This is a genomic window from Streptomyces sp. NPDC041796, assembly GCF_055590785.1.
In genome coordinates this window covers 26,597-45,546 of sequence record NZ_JBVJAH010000001.1, presented here as the reverse complement: position 1 = coordinate 45,546, position 18,950 = coordinate 26,597, and the positions used below count along the sequence as shown (strand labels likewise).

Annotated in this window: 17 protein-coding genes and 1 pseudogene; 11 read left to right on the top strand and 7 right to left on the bottom strand. The window is 71.7% G+C overall.

Translation table 11 applies throughout. The features are described 5' to 3' along the window. Positions 1 to 33: 33 nt before the first annotated feature. A complete protein-coding gene (locus ACZ6C1_RS00215) occupies positions 34 to 282 on the top strand; it encodes an SCO4226 family nickel-binding protein (RefSeq protein WP_469236355.1) in 249 nt (82 codons plus the stop codon). 353 nt (positions 283 to 635) lie between these two features. On the opposite strand, the gene ychF is transcribed toward ACZ6C1_RS00215, so the two are convergent. Then, complete coding sequence (gene ychF / locus ACZ6C1_RS00210; RefSeq protein WP_469236354.1) at positions 636 to 1,724, bottom strand: redox-regulated ATPase YchF; 1,089 nt, start codon at positions 1,722 to 1,724, stop codon at positions 636 to 638. A gap of 497 nt (positions 1,725 to 2,221) precedes the next feature. Here ychF and ACZ6C1_RS00205 point away from each other — a divergent pair, with 497 nt between their 5' ends. Further along, the gene (locus ACZ6C1_RS00205) at positions 2,222 to 2,656 is read left to right on the top strand and encodes a DUF6542 domain-containing protein (protein ID WP_469236353.1); all 435 of its coding nucleotides are present in this window, start codon (positions 2,222 to 2,224) and stop codon (positions 2,654 to 2,656) included. 117 nt (positions 2,657 to 2,773) lie between these two features. Here the strand turns inward: ACZ6C1_RS00205 and ppgK are convergent, their stop codons facing one another. Both ppgK and ACZ6C1_RS00195 read right to left on the bottom strand, forming a co-directional pair. Then, positions 2,774 to 3,514, bottom strand: a complete 741-nt coding sequence (ppgK, locus tag ACZ6C1_RS00200) for a polyphosphate--glucose phosphotransferase (RefSeq protein ID WP_469236352.1) — start codon at positions 3,512 to 3,514, stop codon at positions 2,774 to 2,776. Between the two features lie 44 nt (positions 3,515 to 3,558). Beyond that, positions 3,559 to 4,557, bottom strand: a complete 999-nt coding sequence (locus ACZ6C1_RS00195) for a 4-hydroxy-3-methylbut-2-enyl diphosphate reductase (RefSeq protein WP_469236351.1) — start codon at positions 4,555 to 4,557, stop codon at positions 3,559 to 3,561. 139 nt (positions 4,558 to 4,696) lie between these two features. Here ACZ6C1_RS00195 and ACZ6C1_RS00190 point away from each other — a divergent pair. The 4 genes and pseudogenes from ACZ6C1_RS00190 to ACZ6C1_RS00175 all read left to right on the top strand — a co-directional run. Beyond that, positions 4,697 to 4,892 (top strand): annotated as a pseudogene (locus ACZ6C1_RS00190) (amino acid permease); the annotation flags it as partial. A 140-nt stretch (positions 4,893 to 5,032) separates the two neighbouring features. Beyond that, complete coding sequence (gene xseA, locus ACZ6C1_RS00185) at positions 5,033 to 6,262, top strand: exodeoxyribonuclease VII large subunit (RefSeq protein ID WP_469236350.1); 1,230 nt, start codon at positions 5,033 to 5,035, stop codon at positions 6,260 to 6,262. Between the two features lie 10 nt (positions 6,263 to 6,272). Beyond that, positions 6,273 to 6,503 (top strand): exodeoxyribonuclease VII small subunit, encoded by a 231-nt coding sequence (locus ACZ6C1_RS00180; protein ID WP_073754070.1) that lies wholly within the window; start codon positions 6,273 to 6,275, stop codon positions 6,501 to 6,503. Between the two features lie 127 nt (positions 6,504 to 6,630). Continuing rightward, positions 6,631 to 7,221 carry a malonic semialdehyde reductase gene (locus tag ACZ6C1_RS00175; protein WP_469236349.1) on the top strand — a complete coding sequence of 197 codons (591 nt, stop codon included), beginning with the start codon at positions 6,631 to 6,633 and terminating at the stop codon, positions 7,219 to 7,221. A gap of 524 nt (positions 7,222 to 7,745) precedes the next feature. Here ACZ6C1_RS00175 and ACZ6C1_RS00170 read toward each other — a convergent pair. Next, positions 7,746 to 8,273, bottom strand: a complete 528-nt coding sequence (locus ACZ6C1_RS00170; protein WP_469236348.1) for a DUF4245 domain-containing protein — start codon at positions 8,271 to 8,273, stop codon at positions 7,746 to 7,748. A 127-nt stretch (positions 8,274 to 8,400) separates the two neighbouring features. Here ACZ6C1_RS00170 and glpX point away from each other — a divergent pair, with 127 nt between their 5' ends. Further along, complete coding sequence (gene glpX / locus ACZ6C1_RS00165) at positions 8,401 to 9,432, top strand: class II fructose-bisphosphatase (protein ID WP_064068324.1); 1,032 nt, start codon at positions 8,401 to 8,403, stop codon at positions 9,430 to 9,432. Between the two features lie 135 nt (positions 9,433 to 9,567). Here the strand turns inward: glpX and ACZ6C1_RS00160 are convergent, their stop codons facing one another. Both ACZ6C1_RS00160 and ACZ6C1_RS00155 read right to left on the bottom strand, forming a co-directional pair. After that, positions 9,568 to 9,942, bottom strand: coding sequence for a WhiB family transcriptional regulator (locus ACZ6C1_RS00160; protein WP_469236347.1), 375 nt, complete (start codon positions 9,940 to 9,942; stop codon positions 9,568 to 9,570). A gap of 135 nt (positions 9,943 to 10,077) precedes the next feature. Beyond that, positions 10,078 to 10,746 (bottom strand): DUF1707 SHOCT-like domain-containing protein, encoded by a 669-nt coding sequence (locus ACZ6C1_RS00155; RefSeq protein ID WP_469236346.1) that lies wholly within the window; start codon positions 10,744 to 10,746, stop codon positions 10,078 to 10,080. Positions 10,747 to 10,929: 183 nt separating this feature from the next. Here ACZ6C1_RS00155 and ACZ6C1_RS00150 point away from each other — a divergent pair, with 183 nt between their 5' ends. Beyond that, the gene (locus ACZ6C1_RS00150; protein ID WP_469236345.1) at positions 10,930 to 12,597 is read left to right on the top strand and encodes a fumarate hydratase; all 1,668 of its coding nucleotides are present in this window, start codon (positions 10,930 to 10,932) and stop codon (positions 12,595 to 12,597) included. Between the two features lie 60 nt (positions 12,598 to 12,657). Here ACZ6C1_RS00150 and ACZ6C1_RS00145 read toward each other — a convergent pair whose 3' ends face one another. Further along, a complete protein-coding gene (locus ACZ6C1_RS00145; RefSeq protein ID WP_469236344.1) occupies positions 12,658 to 14,187 on the bottom strand; it encodes a ricin-type beta-trefoil lectin domain protein in 1,530 nt (509 codons plus the stop codon). A gap of 138 nt (positions 14,188 to 14,325) precedes the next feature. Between ACZ6C1_RS00145 and ACZ6C1_RS00140 the strand changes: the two genes are divergently transcribed. The 3 genes from ACZ6C1_RS00140 (at position 14,326) to ACZ6C1_RS00130 (ending at position 18,930) form a co-directional block, all read left to right on the top strand. After that, the gene (locus ACZ6C1_RS00140) at positions 14,326 to 15,726 is read left to right on the top strand and encodes a class II fumarate hydratase (protein ID WP_469236343.1); all 1,401 of its coding nucleotides are present in this window, start codon (positions 14,326 to 14,328) and stop codon (positions 15,724 to 15,726) included. Positions 15,727 to 15,808: 82 nt separating this feature from the next. After that, entirely contained in the window at positions 15,809 to 16,498 is a 690-nt protein-coding gene (gene fomD, locus ACZ6C1_RS00135) for a cytidylyl-2-hydroxypropylphosphonate hydrolase (protein ID WP_469236342.1), read from the top strand. A gap of 233 nt (positions 16,499 to 16,731) precedes the next feature. Then, positions 16,732 to 18,930 (top strand): SpoIIE family protein phosphatase, encoded by a 2,199-nt coding sequence (locus ACZ6C1_RS00130; protein WP_469236341.1) that lies wholly within the window; start codon positions 16,732 to 16,734, stop codon positions 18,928 to 18,930. The last annotated feature ends 20 nt before the right edge of the window (positions 18,931 to 18,950 follow it).

Sequence of the window (18,950 nt, the reverse complement as noted above, 5' to 3'; positions counted from 1 at the left end):
GAAACCGAACAGCGAGCCGGAGGTGCGGGAGCCATGGGCACGTACATGGACGTCCACCGAGGAATGAAGGGCATCACGTCCGAGCAGCTCAACGAGGCCCATCAGGCGGACCTCGCCATAGAGAAGGAAGAAGGAGTGCACTTCGAGCACGCCTGGGCGGACCCGGAGTCGGGCACGGTGTACTGCCTGTCCACCGGCCCCTCGGCCGAAGCCGTCCTGCGCATCCACGAACGCACCGGCCACGCCGCCGACGAGATCCACGAGGTGCCGCTCGCGGTCTGACGACGGGCTCATGAGGGGCAGACCTGCGGGCCCACCCCTCATGGCGCCGAGCGCCCAGTCGCGCAGCCCCTCCCGCGCCGGGCGGAATCGCTGACGTTGCCCCCATGACCGCGCTCCCCGACCGGATGGGCGCCCGCCAGGCGCGCAAGCCCCACCCCGCCGCGCGGGACGCCGACCGGGCTGGACACACCGGGCCCAGGCCCTGCTGACCGGCGGCGGTAGGCCCTGCGCGGCTTCTGACTCCGGCTGGGAGCCGAGCCGTGCCGAGGGCACCGTCGCATGCCGGCGTACGCGGACGACAAAGGCCGCCCGCCCCGCTCCACCGCAGGTCGGACGGCCTTTCGCCGGACGCATCAGACGTTGAAGCGGAACTCCACCACGTCGCCGTCCTGCATCACGTAGTCCTTGCCCTCCATGCGGGCCTTGCCCGCCGCGCGGGCCTCGGCGACCGAGCCGGTTTCGACGAGGTCGGCGAAGGAGATGACCTCGGCCTTGATGAAGCCCTTCTGGAAGTCGGTGTGGATCACACCGGCCGCCTCCGGGGCCGTCGCGCCCTTCTTGATGGTCCAGGCGCGGGACTCCTTCGGGCCGGCCGTCAGATAGGTCTGCAGGCCCAGGGTGTCGAAGCCCACGCGGGCGAGGGTCGCGAGGCCCGGCTCCTCGGCGCCGACGGACTGGAGGAGTTCCATGGCGTCCTCCTCGTCGAGCTCGGCGAGGTCGGCCTCCAGCTTGGCGTTGAGGAAGATCGCCTCGGCCGGGGCGACCAGGGCGCGCTGCTCGTCCTTGAACGCGTCGTCCGTCAGCTCGTCCTCGTCGACGTTGAAGACGTAGAGGAACGGCTTGGTGGTGAGCAGGTGCAGGTCGTGCAGGAGCTCGGCCTTCTCGCTGCCCTGGACGATGCCCTGCGAGAAGAGGGTGTCGCCCTTCTCCAGGATCGCCTGGGCCGCCTCGACCGCCGCGACCTTCGGTGCGACGTCCTTCTTGATCCGGGACTCCTTCTGGAGGCGCGGAAGGACCTTCTCGATGGTCTGGAGGTCGGCGAGGATCAGCTCGGTGTTGATCGTCTCGATGTCGTCCTTCGGCGAGACCTTGCCGTCGACGTGGACGACGTTCTCGTCCTTGAAGGCGCGGATGACCTGGCAGATAGCGTCCGACTCGCGGATGTTCGCCAGGAACTTGTTGCCCAGGCCCTCGCCCTCGCTCGCGCCGCGCACGATGCCCGCGATGTCGACGAAGTCGACCGTGGCGGGGAGGACGCGCTGCGAGTTGAAGATCTCGGCCAGCTTGGTGAGGCGGGCGTCGGGAACGCCGACGACACCGACGTTGGGCTCGATGGTGGCGAACGGGTAGTTGGCCGCCAGCACGTCGTTCTTGGTCAGGGCGTTGAACAGGGTCGACTTGCCGACATTCGGCAGGCCGACGATTCCGATCGTGAGCGACACGTTGGCGACTTCCTAGAAGTGAGGATGGTGGGCCGACCCCCCAGTTTACGGGCGCGGGGAAGCGGGCCGTGACGGCAGCCGGGGGACGACCGCGGGGCGAACTCTCGGCCAAGGTCGTCCAAAGGGCGTGTCCGATGCCGGATTCCCGGCCCCCCGCGACCTACGTTGTCCAGGTGGAGCAGCACAGGAACAGTCCCCCTCAGCGCCGGCAGCGGGCGCAGTCCCCGGCGGGTCCGGGAGCGGCGGGTCCCGAAGCAGCGGGTCCGGCGGGCCCGGCCGCGTCGGTGGCCCCGTCGGCCCCGGGCGCCCTGCCCCAGGGCGCGCTCATCGACGGCGCGGGCGTCCGCCCCGTCGGGGCACGTCCGGCGCGACCACCCTCGAGGCCGGGCGGCAAGGCGGCTCCCGGTGGCCGGCCCGGCGGAAGTGGGCCGGCCGGCGGGCCGGGCAAGCCCCCGGGCGGACCCGGGCGGCCGGGTGGCCGACCCGGGCGGCGCGGCGTGCCGCCCGTGGTGCTCGCGCTGCGCCGGCTGCCCTCGCCCCGGCTGACCGGGCTCGGCGCCGGGCTTTTCGCCTGCGCCGCGATGTTCCTGATCGGCTGCCTGGACTGGCTCCTGTTCGACGGCTCGCTCCTGGTGTACGGGCTGCTCTTCCTGCCCGTCAGTGCCCTGACCGCGCTGTGGGTGCGGTCCGCCGACCTGGTCACGGCACCGATCAGTGTTCCGATCGCGTTCGCCGTCGGTGTCGTACCGATCGCCGGGGGAACCGGGGGCCTGGGCGGCCGGATCATGGCGGTGGTCACGGCCCTCGCCGTGCACGCCGGCTGGCTGTACGGCGGGACGCTGGTGGCGGGCCTCATCACCTCCGTACGCAAAGTGCGGCAGATGGGGCGGCGGCAGCGGACCGCGGCCGCCGCCCGGGCGACCCAGCGCTGACACCCGGCCCGGACAGCCCGGCCCGGGACTCCCCTCGACGGGCCCGTCGACGGGAGTCAACGGCCCAGGCGGGCGGTCAGGCGGGGCAGGGACGGGCGTCAGCGCGCCGGAAGGGCGTCAGCGGGCCGCGGCGGCCATCGCCGCGCCCACGATCCCCGCGTTGTTCTGCAGCTCCGCCGGGACGATCTCCGCGCGGACACCCTTGATCAGCGGCAGGAACTTCTCCGACTTCCGGCTGACGCCGCCGCCCACGATGAAGAGCTCCGGCGAGAACAGCATCTCGACATGGGCCAGGTACTTCTGGACCCGGTGGGCCCACTCCTCCCAGCTCAGGTCCTTGTCGTCCTTCGCCTTCGTCGACGCCCGCTTCTCGGCCTCGTGGCCGTCCAGCTCCAGGTGCCCCAGTTCCGTGTTGGGCACGAGCCTGCCGTCGGTGAAGACGGCGCTGCCGATGCCCGTACCGAAGGTCAGCACGATGACCGTGCCCTTGCGTCCGCGCCCCGCGCCGAACGTCATCTCCGCGACCCCGGCCGCGTCGGCGTCGTTGAGGACGGTGATCGGCATTCCGGTCAGCCGGTCGCCGAGCAGCGCGGCCGCGTCGACACCGACCCAGCTCTTGTCGACGTTCGCCGCCGTACGGATGGTGGAGTCCGTGACGACGCCGGGGAAGGTGACGCCGATGGGGCCCGACCACGCGAAGTGCTCGACGACCTCGGCGACGCAGCCCGCGACACCTTCGGGTGTCGCGGGCTGCGGTGTCAGTACTTTGTGGCGGGGCTCGGCCAGATCTCCGCGCTCCAGATCCACAGGAGCACCCTTGATCCCCGACCCGCCGATGTCCACTCCGAAGACGTTCATGGACTCAACGTTACGGGGCGACGCCGACAGTCACGGCGTTTCGCTCACTGCTTCTTGTGGAGGGCGGCGGCCTCGGCGCGCAGGTCGCGGCGCAGTTCCTTGGGCAGCGAGAAGGTGATCGACTCCTCGGCGGCCTTCACGATCTCCACGTCCTCGAAGCCGCGCTGCGCAAGCCACTCCAGAACGCCTTCGACCAGTACCTCGGGCACGGAGGCACCGGAGGTGACGCCGACCGTGCTCACGCCCTCCAGCCACGCCTCGTCGATCTCGTCGGCGAAGTCCACGAGGTGGGCGTCCTTGGCACCGGCTCCGAGGGCGACCTCGACGAGCCGGACGGAGTTGGACGAGTTCTTCGAACCGACGACGATGACCAGGTCCGCCTCGGCGCCCATCTGCTTGACGGCGGTCTGGCGGTTCTGCGTGGCGTAGCAGATGTCGTCGCTCGGCGGCGAGATCAGCTGAGGGAACTTCTCCTTCAGCTTGTCGACCGTCTCCATGGTCTCGTCGACCGAGAGGGTGGTCTGGGAGAGCCAGACGACCTTCGACTCGTCCCGTACGGTGACGTTCTCGACGTCGTCCGGGCCGTCGACGAGGGTGATGTGGTCCGGGGCCTCGCCGGAGGTGCCGATGACCTCCTCGTGGCCCTCGTGGCCGATCAGGAGGATGTCGAAGTCCTCGTTCGCGAACCGGACCGCCTCTTTGTGGACCTTGGTGACCAGGGGGCAGGTCGCGTCGATCGTCGCGAGCTTCCGCTCGGCGGCCTCCTGGTGGACGGTCGGCGCCACGCCGTGCGCGGAGAACATCACGATGGACCCCTCGGGGACCTCCGCCGTCTCGTCGACGAAGATGGCGCCCTTCTTCTCCAGGGTCTGCACGACGTACTTGTTGTGGACGATCTCGTGCCGTACGTAGATCGGCGAACCGTACTGCTCCAGAGCCTTCTCCACGGCGATCACGGCACGGTCCACGCCCGCGCAGTAGCCACGCGGAGCGGCGAGGAGGACGCGCTTGTCGGACGACGGGCTGGCAGGCGTAGCAGTCATGTCCCCCATCGTAAGGGCGGGTACGAGCGGTGGAAGATCCGCCAGGTGGCTGAGACTGAGCGGCACGGCCGGCGCCGCCGGGACGCGGGAGGCGGACGCGCACATCGGGCAGCGGCGGGAGCCGGGCTTCGGGGACCTCGTGGTCCACGGGCTGCTCTTCATCGCCCCCATGGGCGACGGTCGGGATTTCCGGCGCCATGGACGCCAGGTCGCACGGTGCCGTCGCCCTGGTCCATCTGGTGGCGACGATGGCGAGGGGGTTCACCGCTTTCAGCTACGCCCAGATGGTCGGGTGGCCCCTGGGGCCGGGTTCGGTCGCCGGGTGGATGGCGATCACGGTGGTGCTCACCCCGCTGCTCGATCTGCGGGGGTGCCATGGAGGCCGCCGACCGCCGTGCCGTGGTCTCCGGGCGGACGTGGGGCGGGGAAGCGTTGTCGTGGGGGCCTGTCACAGGGGGCGCGTACGCTCGCCTGCATGGGTCTCAATACGTCTGCCGAAGCTCCCCTGCCCGTCGGTGAGGTGTCGCGGCTCATCGGGGGGTGGATCGACCGGCTCGGTGCCGTCTGGGTGGAGGGACAGATCACCCAGTTGTCGCGGCGGCCCGGGGCAGGGGTCGTGTTCATGACTCTGCGCGACCCGTCGTACGACATCTCGGTGAGCGTCACCTGCTACCGGCAGGTGTTCGACGCGGTCGCGGACGTCGTGTCCGAGGGCGCCCGGGTCGTCGTGCGCGCCAAGCCTGAGTGGTACGCGCCGCGCGGGCAGCTTTCGCTGCGGGCGACGGAGATGAAGCCGGTCGGTATCGGTGAGCTGCTGGCGCGGCTGGAGATGCTGAAGCGGGCGCTGGGCGCGGAGGGACTGTTCGCCCTCGACCGCAAGAAGCCGGTGCCGTTCCTGCCCCAGCTGATCGGACTGGTCTGCGGCCGGGCGTCGGCGGCGGAGCGGGACGTGCTGGAGAACGCGCGGCGGCGGTGGCCCGCCGTCCGCTTCGAGGTGCGGAACGTGGCGGTGCAGGGCGTCCACGCCGTGCCGCAGGTGGTGCAGGCGGTCAAGGAGCTGGACGAGCTGCCGGACGTGGACGTGATCATCGTGGCGCGCGGCGGCGGCAGTGTGGAGGACCTGCTGCCGTTCTCGGACGAGCAGCTCGTCCGGGCCGTCGCCGAGTGCCGTACGCCGGTGGTGTCCGCGATCGGGCACGAGCCGGACTCCCCGCTGCTGGACCTGGTGGCGGACCTGCGGGCGTCCACGCCGACGGACGCGGCCAAGAAGGTCGTTCCGGACGTGGGCGAGGAGCTGGACCGGGTGCAGGCGCTCCGCGACCGGGCGCTGCGCACGGTGCGGGGCCTGATCGACCGCGAGGAGCGAGGGCTGGCGCACGCGCTGGCCCGGCCCGTGATGGAGCACCCGCAGCGGATGGTCGAGGAGCGGGAGGCGGAGGTGGACGCCCTGCTGGCGCGCAGCCGCCGGGTCCTGGGCCACCTGCTGGACAGGGCGGACTCGGAGCTGACGCACACGCATGCGCGCGTGGTGGGCCTTTCGCCGGCGGCGACCCTGGAGCGGGGGTACGCGGTGCTCCAGCGGGCGGACGGGTCGGTGGTCCGGTCGCCGGAGGAGGTCGCACCGGAGGAGGAGCTGCGCGCGCGGGTCGCGGAGGGCGACTTCGCCGTGCGCGTGGCCGCCGACGCTGTCGTACCCCGCCCGTAGGGTGGTGCGCATGGCAGCGAACACCACGGAGACGGCGATCGGGTACGAGCAGGCGCGCGACGAGCTGATCGAGGTCGTGCGCCGGCTGGAGGCGGGGGGCACGACGCTGGAGGAGTCCCTGGCCCTGTGGGAGCGGGGCGAGGAGCTGGCCAAGGTGTGCCGCCGCTGGCTGGAGGGCGCCCGCGCCCGCCTGGACGCGGCGCTGGCCGAGCAGGAGGCTCCGGCCGGGCAAGAGGAGTAAGCCTCCGGAATCACTGTGTGAGGGGTCTCACGACGAGCACGGGGCCTGTTTGGTTGAAAGTTAACCTATCCCCGGCGTACGGTGGTCCACATCGCTTGATCCTTCGGACCCTCGAAAGGCACGCAGCATGTCCCTCGTTCTTGACCCCGCCGCCCAGGACCTTCTCTTCCGTGAGGCCCGCACCGCCAACGCCTTCACCGACGAGCCGGTCACCGAGGAGCAGGTCCAGGCGATCTACGACCTCGTGAAGTACGGCCCGACGGCCTTCAACGCGACGCCGCTGCGTATCGTCCTCGTCCGGTCCGCCGAGGCCCGCGAGCGTCTGGTCCCGCACATGGCGGAGGGCAACCGCGCCAAGACCGCGTCGGCGCCGCTGGTCGCCATCCTCGCCGCCGACAACGAGTTCCACGAGGAGCTCCCGAACCTGCTGCCGCACTTCCCGCAGGCCAAGGACATGTTCTTCGCCGAGCGCCCGGTCCGCGAGCAGGCCGCCGGGGTCAACGCCGCGCTGCAGGCCGCGTACTTCATCGTGGGCGTCCGGGCCGCCGGCCTCGCCGCCGGACCCATGACGGGCTTCGACTTCGCGGGCGTGCAGAAGGAGTTCCTCGACGACGACCACACCCCGCTGATGATCGTCAACATCGGCAAGCCCGCCGAGGACGCGTGGTTCCCGCGCAGCCCGCGCCTGGCCTACGACGAGGTCATCACCACCGTCTGACGACGCCGGCCCACGGACCGACGGCCCCGAGCACCATCCCCCTGGTGCCCGGGGCCGTCGCCGTTCATCGCGCGGGGTGCCGGGCCGGCCGTCGCGTACCGCCTCGCGTCACCTTTCGCCGCCCGGTGCCCACCGGCCATCGCCGCGTACCGCCGCGTGCACGGCACCGGGTGCCGGCGCCGCGAGTGCCGACGCGTCGCGTCGGCGGCCCGCGCCGTGCACCGGCGCATGCCGCCCGTGTACACCGCCGGGACCCGCGCCGCGTGACGGAGCCACCTGGCAGCGACGCGTACACCGTCGCCCGGCCGCGTACGCCCCGCCGCGTACACCGTCGCCGCGTACCCCCGTCACCACGAGACGGAGCCGCGTGGCACCGATGCGTACACCGGCGCCCGCGCAGCACCGGCGCCGCGCAACGGAGCCGCGTACGCCCCGCCGCGTACACCTGCGCCCGCCTAGCACCGGCGCCGCGAGTCACCGGCCCGTGTCCACGGGACGTGTCCCCGGGACGTGCCGGTGGGGGGTCAGGCCTTCTTCGCCGGCTGGAGTGCCGACACCATCTGCGCGAGTTGCTCCCGCGTCGCCGTACCGGTCACGACCGTCGTGACGCCCTTGTCGCGCAGCACCAGCGCGTCGTACTTCGGGCCCTCCCAGTGCTGCCAGGTCCGGCCCGCCACCGCCTGCGTCCGGCCCGTGTCCCGCGCCTCGTGGGTCACCTTGGCGATGTACTTCTCCGGCACCGCCGTCGACTGCTCCACCGCCACGTACTGCCGGTCCGGGGTCAGGAAGCCGAGGTGCCAGGCATCGCCCTCCTCGCGGTCGTACGCGACCGAGGTCGGCGTCCAGTCCGCGGCGAGGCCCTCCGGCGCCAGGATCGGGTACGGCGCCGCGCGCTGCGCCGTCACCAGCTCGACCCGGTAGTCGACCGGCTTGATCGGGTCCGCCTTGTCGTCGTGCGGGATGAAGAGATAGATCACGCCCGCTGCGGCGCAGATGACCGCCATCGACTGGAACATCCCGCGCACTGTCTGCTTGCCACGCATACCTGCCACGCCCCCTATGGTCGCATCAGCGTGGCCTGCTCATACGTGGGCCCCTCTGCTCAATATGTCGACCTACCGATAGAGTCGCAGCACCCTCTTCACTTGCGGCCGTCGCCGTACAGAAAGGTGCGTTCCGATGACCGACAATCATCTGCCGTCCGAGCTCGAGGTCTCTCCCGAGGCTCCCGACCGCAACCTGGCCCTCGAGCTGGTCCGGGTGACCGAGGCCGCCGCCATGGCCGCGGGCCGCTGGGTCGGCCGCGGCGACAAGAACGGCGCCGACGGCGCGGCGGTGCGGGCCATGCGGACCCTCGTCTCCACCGTGTCGATGAACGGTGTCGTCGTGATCGGTGAGGGCGAGAAGGACGAAGCCCCGATGCTGTTCAACGGCGAGCGGGTCGGCGACGGGACCGGCGCCGAGTGCGACATCGCCGTGGACCCGATCGACGGCACCACGCTCACCGCCAAGGGCATGCCCAACGCGATCGCCGTGCTGGCGGCGGCCGACCGCGGCACCATGTTCGACCCGTCCGCGGTCTTCTACATGGACAAGCTGGTCACCGGCCCGGAGGCCGCCGACTACGTCGACATCAACGCCCCGGTGTCCGTGAACATCCGCCGCGTCGCGAAGGCCAAGCACTCCTCGCCCGAGGACGTCACCGTCGTCATCCTGGACCGCCCGCGCCACGAGGGCATCGTCAAGGAGATCCGCGAGACGGGCGCCCGCATCAAGTTCATCTCGGACGGCGACGTGGCCGGTTCGATCATGGCGGTGCGCGAGGGCACGGGTGTGGACCTGCTCATGGGCATCGGTGGTACGCCCGAGGGCATCATCAGCGCCTGCGCGATCAAGTGCCTGGGCGGTGTCATCCAGGGCAAGCTGTGGCCCAAGGACGACGAGGAGCGGCAGCGCGCCCTTGACGCGGGCCACGACCTGGACCGGGTGCTCTCCACGAACGACCTGGTCAGCGGTGACAACGTGTTCTTCGTCGCGACCGGCATCACGGACGGCGAGCTGCTGCGCGGCGTGCGCTACCGCGCGGAGACGGCGACGACCTCGTCGCTGGTGATGCGCTCCAAGTCGGGCACGATCCGGCAGATCGACTCGACGCACCGGCTGTCGAAGCTGCGCGCGTACAGCCAGATCGACTTCGACCGCGCGAAGTAGCCGACGCGGACACGGAGAGGGGCGCCCCCAACCGCGGTGGGGCGCCCCTCTCCGTGTCCGAGGTGTCCGAGCGCCGGAGCATCCGTGTCCGAGCGCCGAGGATCCGTATCCGCTCCGGAGGAGACCCGGTGCCGGTTAGCCGGCGGCTGCGATCTGCGGGCCGGTCGAGGCGGCCTTCTTCAGCTCCACCTCGCGCCGCCTGCGCCGGGCCAGTACGACACGCCGCTCTGCCGCCGTCAGGCCGCCCCAGACGCCGTACGGCTCGGGCTGGAGCAGCGCGTGTTCCCGGCATTCGACCATGACGGGGCACCGGGCGCAGACCCGTTTCGCGGCCTCCTCCCGCGCCAGCCTCGCGGCCGTGGGCTCCTTGGACGGGGCGAAGAACAAGCCTGCTTCGTCCCGGCGGCAGACCGCCTCCGTGTGCCACGGACCGGCCTGGTCCTCCCGCGCCGGAAGACGCTGGGAGGGGGCGGCGGCGACCTGGAGGGGCTGATGCGGCAGTTGCAGCACGGTCTACTCCTGACGACGGCTTCGCGAGCGAGAGACGATGCAGCAAGCCCTACCCGCTGTGCGCGCGCCTATGCACTGCGTGGCACTCGGTTCCAGGGGGTGGAATTCCGACCTGCGCGAACCGGCCGTGGCGGGTCAACCACCCAAGTGCTTACGGAGTTTGTCGTGGAGGTCGGCGATCCGCTTGCCGCTCTTCGGCCGTGCCTCGACGTTGCCGAGGATCGCGAATCCGTTGATCACGACGACCGGGGCCTCGGGGTCGGTGGCCTCCAGGGTGGTCACCTCGAAGTTGCCGAGGACGCCGGAGCCGCCGCCGCCCCGCAGCGTGACGTTCTCGGGCACGCGGATTTCGACGTTGCCGAAGACCGAGGTGGCGTTGATCGTGGTCAGCCGCTGCGTGAAGATCGCCTCGGTGAGGTCGATCTCGACGCTGCCGAAGACGGAGAAGGCGTGGGTCCGCCGCCCGACGCGCCAGCGGCCCTTCCTCGTGGCGCTGGAGAACACGGCGATCAGCTTGTCGTCCGGGACGGCCAGGTCCTCCGGCTGGTAGGCGTACGGCTGCGCCGCGGGCTCCCGGCCGGGGCGCGCGGCGGGCAGGTCCCGTACGAGGGGTTCGAGCTCGCCGACCGTCTTGGCGCGGTAGACGGCGTCGATCCGCTCCCCGTGCTCCTCGGCGTCGATCCGGCCCTCGGCCAGGGCGTCCCGGAGGATGTCCGCGATCCGGTCCCGGTCGGCGTCCGAGGCCCGGATCGCGGGCGGATCGGCGGGCACGGCCGGCTTCTTGGGCTGCTTTTCGAGGTCCACGGGGAACAGCCTAGCGAAACGCGATACATCGCGACTAGGGGTCGAGACGACGAACCGGCGCAATCGTCCCCGCCAACTGAGCCTTACCTCACAGGTTCGGGCGGCTTCGGGCGTTCTACGCTTGTGAACGCGCTGCCAATGGAGGCCGCGCTGCTGTCTGCCGAGTGAGGAATGGCTGCCGTCATGCCAGAGTTTGCGTACTCCGACCTGCTGCCGCTGGGAGAGGACACCACGCCCTACCGCCTGGTGACCGCCGAGGGTGTCTCCACCTTCGAGGCCGACGGCCGCACGTTCCTCAAGGTCGAGCCGGAGGCGCTGCGCAAGCTCGCCGAAGAGGCGATCCACGACATCCAGCACTACCTCCGGCCCGCGCACCTCGCGCAGCTACGCAAGATCATCGACGACCCGGAGGCGTCGAGCAACGACAAGTTCGTCGCCCTCGACCTGCTCAAGAACGCCAACATCGCCGCCGCGGGCGTCCTGCCCATGTGCCAGGACACCGGTACGGCGATCGTGATGGGCAAGCGCGGCCAGAACGTCCTCACCGAGGGCGGGGACGAGAAGGCCCTGTCGCGCGGCATCCACGACGCGTACAAGAACCTCAACCTGCGCTACTCGCAGATGGCTCCGCTCACCATGTGGGAGGAGAAGAACACCGGCTCCAACCTCCCCGCCCAGATCGAGCTGTACGCGACCGACGGCGGCGCGTACAAGTTCCTCTTCATGGCCAAGGGCGGCGGCTCCGCCAACAAGTCGTTCCTCTACCAGGAGACCAAGGCGGTCCTCAACGAGACCTCCATGATGAAGTTCCTGGAGGAGAAGATCCGCTCCCTCGGTACGGCCGCCTGTCCGCCGTACCACCTGGCGATCGTCGTCGGCGGCACCTCCGCCGAGTACGCGCTGAAGACCGCGAAGTACGCCTCCGCGCACTACCTGGACGCGCTGCCGTCCGAGGGCTCCGAGCTGGGCCACGGATTCCGTGACGAGGAGCTGGAGAAGAAGGTCTTCGAGCTGACGCAGAAGATCGGCATCGGCGCGCAGTTCGGCGGCAAGTACTTCTGCCACGACGTCCGGGTGGTGCGCCTGCCGCGTCACGGCGCCTCGCTGCCCGTCGCGATCGCCGTGTCCTGCTCGGCCGACCGCCAGGCCGTCGCGAAGATCACCGCGGAGGGCGTCTTCCTGGAGCAGCTGGAGACCGACCCGGCGCGCTTCCTCCCCGACACGACGGACGAGCACCTGGCGGAGGAGGGCGACGTCGTCACGATCGACCTCAACCAGCCGATGGACGACATCCTCGCCGAGCTGACCAAGCACCCGGTCAAGACCCGGCTGTCGCTGAGCGGCCCGCTGGTGGTGGCCCGCGACATCGCGCACGCCAAGATCAAGGAGCGGCTGGACGCGGGCGAGGAGATGCCGCAGTACCTGAAGGACCACCCGGTCTACTACGCCGGTCCCGCGAAGACGCCCGAGGGGTACGCCTCCGGCTCCTTCGGCCCGACGACGGCCGGCCGCATGGACTCCTACGTGGAGCAGTTCCAGGCGGCGGGCGGCTCCAAGGTCATGCTGGCCAAGGGCAACCGCTCGAAGCAGGTCACCGACGCGTGCCACGCGCACGGCGGCTTCTACCTGGGCTCGATCGGCGGCCCGGCGGCGCGCCTGGCGCAGGACTGCATCAAGAAGGTCGAGGTCGTCGAGTACGAGGAGCTCGGCATGGAGGCCGTCTGGAAGATCGAGGTCGAGGACTTCCCCGCGTTCATCGTCGTGGACGACAAGGGCAACGACTTCTTCCAGGACCCGGCGCCGGCCCCGACGTTCACGTCGATCCCGGTGCGCGGCCCCGGCCTGGCCTGACCGGACGGAGCGCGCGGGCCCGGTCACCCTCCCGGTGGCCGGGCCCGCGCGCGTACGGGGCTAGGCGAACCGCTGCCTCGCCGTGCCGTCGCACGGCTGGAGCCGCAGCGGGTCCTTCGCCGCGCCGAGGGTGAGGCACAAGGACGGCGCCGCGGCCGGGCGCAGCGTCGCGCCCTCGCGGACGAAGCGCTGGTTGGCCACGCCCGAGCAGTTCCACAGCACCAGGGCCTTGCCCGCCTGGTAGGCGGCGCCCGGTACGTCCAGGCACCGGTCATGGGTCAGCGCCGTGTGGATGGACCCGCGTGCCGGGTCGTGCCACCAGGCCTGGTTCCGTCCCGCGTGGCAGTCCCAGCCGCCGACGGCCGTGCCGTTGCGGGTGACGGCCCCGGTGACGTCCACGCAGGTGCCCGTGGCCTCGCCCCGCAGCGGGGTGAACTTGTCGTCCCAGGCTCCCGGCACCAGCACGGGCCTGCCCGTCGACGCGGGGTCGGCGCAACTCCCCTCCCGTACACCCGCGGTGTAGAGCTGGGTGAGGCAGGAGGCGAAGGCGGCGTGGCCCGCCGCGTTGGGGTGGAAGGACTGGCGGACGGAGTTCTCGTCCGGCGTGCCGGGCTTGGAGAGGTCGATGTAGAGGCCGCGCGCCCAGGTGTCCTCCATGCAGACCTCGTGCCCGTGGAAGAGCCGTGAGTTGTCCAGGTACACCGCCCCGGCGTTCGCCGCCGCGCGCCGCATGCCGCGTTCGAAGGCGGGTACGGCGGTGTTGCGGCCCCAGACGGTGTCGGAGTCGTACCCGAGGCCGCCGCAGGCGAGTTTGCCGGGGAAGTTCGGGTTGTCGTGGAAGTCGGGGCCGATGGGGCTCGGGTAGCCCATGACGACGAGTTTGTAGTCGCCGTCGGCGTACCCGGCGTCGCGCATCACTCCGCGCAGGTCGCGGACGGTCTGCTCGACCTTGGGCACGAGGGCGTCGACGCGGGCCTGCCAGCCGGGTGCGTACTTGGGCTCGCACGGGCCCTGGAGGGTGAGGTAGCGGGTGACGCAGTCGGTCATCACGGGGCCGAACTGGAGGTCGTCGTTGGCGCCGGCCACCAGCAGCACCATCTTGACGCGGGTGTTCCGGGCCTTGATGGCGAGATTGTCGCTCTGGACGAGCTCGTCGGCGTACTGCTTGCTGCCGCCGATGCGGATGTTCGGGGTGGCGGCGCCGGAGCACGAGACGTTGTAGGTGACGTCGGCGGGGATGCCGGTGCGGTGGATGGCGGCCTGGGGAGAGCGGTGGCACCAGTTGTCGGGGCCGTTGGTCGGCGGCTCGTAGGTGCCGATGCCCTCGCCCGATATCTCGCTGTCGCCCAGCGAGACGAGGCCGGTCTTCCGGTCGGCGAGAGGCCGTTCGGCGGGACTGCCGTACAGCTTGGTGGCCTCGGCGGCGCGGATGGCCTCCAGTTCGGGGGACAGTGGTACGGATGCGGTGGTACGAGGAGCGTCCGCCGCGGCGGCCTGGACGGTCGTCCCGCCGAGGGCGGCCGCGAGCGCGGCCGTGGCGGCGACCGTACATCGGAGTCCGAACCGGGCTCGGGTTCTGGTGCGCGTCATTGCGCCTCCTGGAAGTGGGGTTACCCACGGTTTTTACTGGCCGGTACGGAGCTTGGGAATACGCGGAACAAGACAAGTGCTCACCTTTTTCGGGGGGTTCGGGGTCGCCCCGGAAGACGCAGCAGGAGGTTGACGACCATGACGGACGAGCCGGACTACCGGATCGAGCACGACTCCATGGGTGAGGTGCGCGTCCCCGCCCACGCCAAGTGGCGGGCGCAGACCCAGCGGGCGGTGGAGAACTTCCCCGTCTCCGGACAGCGCCTGGAACGGGCCCACATCGAGGCCCTGGCCCGCATCAAGGCCGCCGCGGCGAAGGTCAACGCGGAGCTCGGCGTCCTGGACGAGGACATCGCCCGCGCCATTCAGGAGGCCGCCGCGGAGGTCGCCGACGGCCGCTGGGACGAGCACTTCCCCGTCGACGTCTTCCAGACCGGCTCCGGCACGTCGTCCAACATGAACACCAACGAGGTCCTCGCCACCCTCGCCGGCGAGCGCCTCGGCCGCCCCGACGCAGTCCACCCCAACGACCATGTCAACGCGTCCCAGTCGTCCAACGACGTCTTCCCCTCCTCCATCCACATCGCCGCCACCGCGGCCGTCACCCAGGACCTGATCCCGGCCCTGGAGCACCTGGCCGCCTCACTGGGGCGGAAATCAGCCGAATTCGCGGACGTGGTCAAGTCCGGGCGTACGCATCTGATGGACGCCACACCGGTGACTCTCGGCCAGGAGTTCGGCGGCTACGCCGCGCAGATCCGGTACGGGGTCGAACGGCTGCGCGCCTCGCTGCCGCGCCTGGCCGAGCTGCCGCTGGGCGGCACGGCGGTCGGCACCGGCATCAACACCCCGCCCGGCTTCTCCGCCGCCGTCATCGCCGAGGTCGCCCGCACGACCGGGCTGCCGCTGACCGAGGCCCGCGACCACTTCGAGGCACAGGGCGCGCGCGACGGGCTCGTGGAGACGTCCGGACAGCTCCGTACGATCGCGGTCTCCCTGACCAAGATCTCCAACGACCTGCGCTGGATGGCGTCCGGGCCCCGCACGGGCCTGGCCGAGATCAACCTCCCCGACCTCCAGCCCGGCTCGTCGATCATGCCGGGCAAGGTCAACCCCGTCATCCCGGAGGCCGTCCTGATGGTCGCCGCCCAGGTGACCGGGAACGACGCCACGGTCGCGGCGGCCGGCGCCGCCGGCAACTTCGAGCTGAACGTGATGCTCCCGGTCATGGCCAAGAACCTGCTGGAGTCCGTCCGGCTGCTCGCGAACGCCGCCCGGCTGCTGGCGGACCGCACGGTCGACGGCATCACCGCCAACGTCGAGCGGGCGCGCGAGTACGCCGAGTCGTCGCCCTCCGTGGTGACCCCGCTGAACAAGTACATCGGCTACGAGGAAGCCGCCAAGGTCGCCAAGAGGTCCCTCGCCGAGCGCAAGACCATCCGCGAGGTCGTCATCGAATCGGGCTACGTGGAGCGGGGCGACCTGACGCTCCGGCAACTCGACGAGGCCCTCGACGTACTGCGGATGACCCGCCCCTGACCTGGCACTTCGTACTCCACCGGCCCCGCCGTCCGTGATCTGCGTCGCGGCGGGGCCGACGGTACCCCTCTAAGATCTGCGCATGACAGCCGAGACGACCACAGGGAGAGGAGCGCGCTCCGGCGGCGCGCGCTGGGCGCCGGGTGCGAGGATCCTGTGGCGCTACCGCGACAACGGCGGCGGTCACATCCACATCTGCCGGCCCGTGACCGTCGTCCAGGACACCGACGATCTGCTCGCCGTGTGGATGGCGCCGGGCACCGAGTGCGTCAAGCCCGTGCTCGCCGACGGCTCCCCCGTCCACGAGGAGCCGCTCGCCACCCGCTACACCGCCCCGCGCACCACCGTGCGCACCCGGTGGGAGGGTACGGGCGTGCTGAAGCTGGCCCGGCCGGGCGAGCCCTGGTCGGTGTGGCTGTTCTGGGATCGCGGCTGGCGGTTCCGGAGCTGGTACGTCAACCTGGAGGAGCCCCGCACCCGATGGGCGGACGGCGTGGACTCCGAGGACCACTTCCTGGACATCTCGGTGTACCCCGATCGCAGTTGGCTGTGGCGCGACGAGGACGAGTTCGCCCAGGCGCAGCGCAGCGGCCTGATGGGCCCGGCACAGGCCCGGCGGGTACGGGATGCCGGGCGGGCCGCGGTCGAGGTGATCCGGGCCTGGGGCGCGCCTTTCGCGGACGGCTGGGAGAACTGGCGGCCAAACCCGGACTGGGCGGTTCCGGAATTGCCCGCGGACTGGGATCGCACCCCGGCGCACACGGCTCCGTGAGACCCTTGATGCGCCCCTGGGGTGCAAACGTAGGATCGTCCTCCGCACATTGGCGGAGCAGTAACGACTGAGCAGAGACCAGGAACTGACCGTAAGTCATCCATGAGGGGGTGGACCGTGCCTGATCCGTGCCCGGATCCGTCTCCCCTTGTCGACGCCGCCCTCAGAGCGGGTATAGCGCCTGACAGAGCGATCGCATCGCACTACCGGCCCGGACGGACGGAATCCCACGCGTGACGGAGCATCCCACCTCCCACGAAGGCCGACAGCCCCTGGCTGCCCGGCCGCAGGAACGCACCCGGCCGCGGCAGGAGACGCCCCCGTCCCCCGCCGCGCCGCCCGCGGCCGCGCCCGCGTCCGCGCCCCGCGCGGGTGCCGCCCCGGCCCCTTCCCCCTCCCCCGCGGCCGCCGCACAGGCCGGCCCGGGCGGGGCGGGCGGACCAGCCGCACCGGGCGGACCGGGCCGCGGGGCGTCCGGGCGCGCGACCGGGGCGTCGGCGCACGTCGGCGGGCCGGTACGCGGGGCGTCGGGGCACATGGGCGGGGCGTCGGGGCACGGCGCCGGGGCCTCCCCGCGCGGGGCCGGGCCGGAAGGGCAGGGTCCAGGAGCCGGGGCCGCACCCGGAACCGGGGCCGGACAGGGCGGTGGGCCCGCCGGGGCGGCCGGGCCGGTGGACGGGCTGCCCGTCCAGGCCGCCGCCGCTCCGGGCCACGAGCCGGTGGCGGCCGCACGGCGCGAGGGCGACCGGCTGCGCTTCGTGGGCGCCGCGACCCGCCGGATCGCCCGGGGCATCGACCTGGACGAGATCGTGCTGGGCCTGTGCCGGGCCACCGTACCGACGTTCTCCGACGCGATCCTCGTCTACCTGCGCGACCCGCTCCCGGTCGGCGACGAGCGGCCCGTCGACCCGTTCGTCCTCCGCCTGCGCCGTACCGACCGGCTGCGTTTAACCGAGGACGAGGCCGACCTCGGCCTGTCGGCGGCCGACCCGGACACCGACCTCGACCTCGGCCCGGCGGCCGAACTGTGCGAGGTCCAGACCGGCGGCGCCCTCGCCGAAGTCCTCCGAGGCGTACGCCCGGTCTTCGGCGACTCGGCGGCCGCCCGCGCCGCCCTGCCCGAACTGCTCGGCGACGGACGCTCCGTACCGTCCGGGCACCGGGCGATCCTGGCACCGCTGCGCGGCCGGCGCCGGGTCATCGGCGCGGCCGTGTTCCTCCGCCGCCCCGACCGGCCGCCGTTCGAGCCGAACGACCTGCTGGTGGCCGCGCAGCTGGCCACGCACACGGCGCTCGGCATCGACAAGGCGGTGCTGTACGGGCGTGAGGCCTACATCGCCGACGAGCTGCAGCGCACCATGCTGCCGGAGAACCTCCCGCAGCCGACCGGGGTGAAGCTGGCCTCCCGCTACCTCCCGGCGGCCGAGACGGCACGCGTCGGCGGCGACTGGTACGACGCGATCCCGCTGCCCGGCAGCCGGGTCGCCCTCGTCGTGGGCGACGTGATGGGCCACTCCATGACGTCCGCCGCCATCATGGGCCAGCTCCGCACCACCGCGCAGACCCTCGCCGGGCTCGACCTGCCGCCGCAGGAAGTGCTGCACCACCTCGACGAGCAGGCCCAGCGGCTCGGCGAGAACCGCATGGCGACCTGCCTCTACGCGGTGTACGACCCGGTCGCGCACCGCATCACCATCGCCAACGCCGGTCACCCGCCGCCGATACTGCTCCACCTCGGCGGCCGGGCCGAGGTGCTGCGCGTCCCGCCGGGCGCGCCCATCGGCGTGGGCGGCGTGGACTTCGAGGCCGTCGAGCTGGACGCCCCCGCCGGGGCGACCCTGCTCCTGTACACCGACGGGCTCGTCGAGTCGCGGTTGCGCGACGTGTGGACGGGGATAGAGCAGCTTCGCGAACGGCTCGCTGCGACCGCCCAGTTGACCGGACCCGACCATTCGCCGCCGCTGGAGGCGCTCTGCGACGACGTGCTGGACATGCTCGGCCCGGGCGACCGGGACGACGACATCGCGCTGCTCGCCGCCCGGTTCGACGGGATCGCTCCGAGCGATGTCGCCTACTGGTTCCTGGAGCCGGAGGAGCAGGCTCCCGGCCGGGCGCGGCGCCTGGCTCGGCGGGCACTGGCCCGCTGGGACCTGGAGGACCTGTCGGACAGCGTCGAGCTGCTGGTCAGCGAGGTGGTCACCAACGCGGTGCGGTACGCGGAACGACCGGTGACGCTGCGGCTGCTGCGGACGGACGTGCTGCGCTGCGAGGTCGGTGACGACTCTCCGCAGCTCCCGCGCCAGCGCCGGGCCCGCGACACCGACGAGGGCGGGCGCGGCCTGTTCCTGGTGAACCGGCTGGCCCGGCGGTGGGGTGCGACACGGCTGTCGACCGGCAAGGTGGTCTGGTTCGAGCTGCCGACGCGGATCTGAGACACCCCGGCGGAACATGA